Annotated in this window: 3 protein-coding genes; all 3 read right to left on the bottom strand. The window is 60.4% G+C overall.

What is annotated here, in order from left to right; all coding sequences use genetic code 11:
- The coding region (locus I71_RS10475) for a hypothetical protein (RefSeq protein ID WP_042694653.1) at positions 1–474 on the bottom strand (474 nt) is incomplete at its 3' end.
- Positions 475–558: 84 nt separating this feature from the next.
- On the bottom strand, positions 559–1,452 hold the full coding sequence (locus tag I71_RS10480; protein ID WP_042694655.1) for a hypothetical protein: 894 nt from the start codon (positions 1,450–1,452) through the stop codon (positions 559–561).
- Between the two features lie 25 nt (positions 1,453–1,477).
- A partial coding sequence (locus tag I71_RS39130) for a hypothetical protein (protein WP_211098371.1) occupies positions 1,478–1,688 on the bottom strand: 211 nt, incomplete at its 5' end.

Raw genomic sequence — 1,688 nt, forward strand, 5'->3', positions numbered from 1 at the left:
TAGTAATCCATGCTCTTGCCGGTGCCGCGCCAGCACGCGGCTCAGATCCGCCATGGTCTGCAACGTGAGCGGCAGATTGACCGCCATCGATTCCTGCCGCCGCTGGTGCGCTGCGCGCAGCGTTTGATACACGGCAAGGCGTCGGGCGGCGATTTCCCTCCGCCGGTCCAGCAGCAACAGCTGTCCATCGGCCGCGTCGATCAGCGCAAGGGTGCCCCGTTCGGGGGCCTGGGCCAGGACATCGCGCGCCAACCGGTCGGTTTGCTCGTTCGTCAGGCCACCCAGACGCAGCGCGACAATGGCAACCGGTTCTCCAGCATCGGTCAGGGCCAGGGCGCCTTCACCATGCCATGGCGCCGGATTGATGCGGGCTATGGATGGCGCAGGGGTTTCGGCCACCGCAGTCATGCCGGAAGAGTAGGCCGCGATGGCGAGAAGCAGCGTCAGAGACGGAAGGAAGCGTGCGGTCATCATGGGGGCGTTTTCTTCCGGGGCGGCCTGACGGCCGGCATGAAGGCCATTGAAGGGATCCCGTCAAGGGGACCCGCAGCGGTCAGATCAGTTGTAGCGGTCCACATTGAAGATGTTCCCATGCTCATCAACCATCTGCAGAACGGTGGCGTTGCGTGGACCCTCGTGGTTGAGAATGGACAGCTGGCCGTTGGAAAAGGCTTCCATCAGCGCTCCGGTAAAGGCCACCGCGTCGGTTGGGTAGGCATAGTTGTACCCAAGGTAATGGAGCGTGGCGCCGACCTTGTCGAAAAGCTGGGCGGTGAATTGCTCCTTGGCGCGGCGGACGGCCAGCGGGACTGGATGGGATAGGAACACCACGGAACGTGCCCCTTTCAGAACCGCGTTATCCTTGGACAGAAAATTGCGGATGAAAGGCGATTGCGGAGCGCTCAGCCAGCCATCGGTGAGCGCGCAACAGCGGCTGTCGGCCCGCGGCGGATCCACCAGATCCATGTCATGGAACGCCACTATCCACACCGGCGCCTGCCCATCGATGAGCCCCTTTCCCTTGAGCTGGAGAATGTTCGTGGACATGAGCGACAGCTCTTCGGAAATATTCCGCGTCATCTTCGCCTCCGATCGCACCGCATCGGTGTTGCGATAGCCGTCGAGGATGAATTCGAGCTTTCTCTTGTTCTCAGGATCGACGAGGAAGCCGTCGAAGGTGATCTTGATGTTGGTCAGGTGCATGTAGAATTTGGTCGCCGGGTTGGCCTTGCTGGCCAAAGCCATGATCGCCTTGATGTTTTGATGATCGCCCAACTTGACATCGGAGGGTCGGGCGGTGTCGAGCAGGAAATAGACCAGAGGTGCCGGCGCCGCCTGGGCCACGGCTGACGCTTGCGGAAAGACTGTCGCCAGCCAGAACGCGGCCAGGATAAGCCACCACGGAAACCGGCCGGACCCTTTGGAACGGTGGGTCCGGAAATGAATGTTCATGGTTGTCTCCATCTGGCAGCCCGCATCAGCGAGGCTTCTCAAGAATATTGAAAGGAGTCGCGATAGCCGTCAGTTGCGAGAGGTCGTTTCCGTCGGTGGCACAGATCCTCGACTCATTCGTTTTTCTGCCTGAGGTCAGCAACCGTCCATTCAGCTCGATCCGGTAGGACGCATCTACCGGGCCTTTCTGAGCGTTACAGATGGCGCCATAGAAATTCAGCCAGGAATTTTGTTGA

Source organism: Azospirillum sp. B506 (assembly GCF_000333595.1).
GTDB lineage: Bacteria > Pseudomonadota > Alphaproteobacteria > Azospirillales > Azospirillaceae > Azospirillum.

Coding starts and splice junctions, on each gene's coding strand:
- I71_RS10480 (WP_042694655.1), bottom strand. CDS start 1,452: ATGAACATTCATTTCCGGACCCACCGTTCCAAAGGGTCCGGCCGGTTT.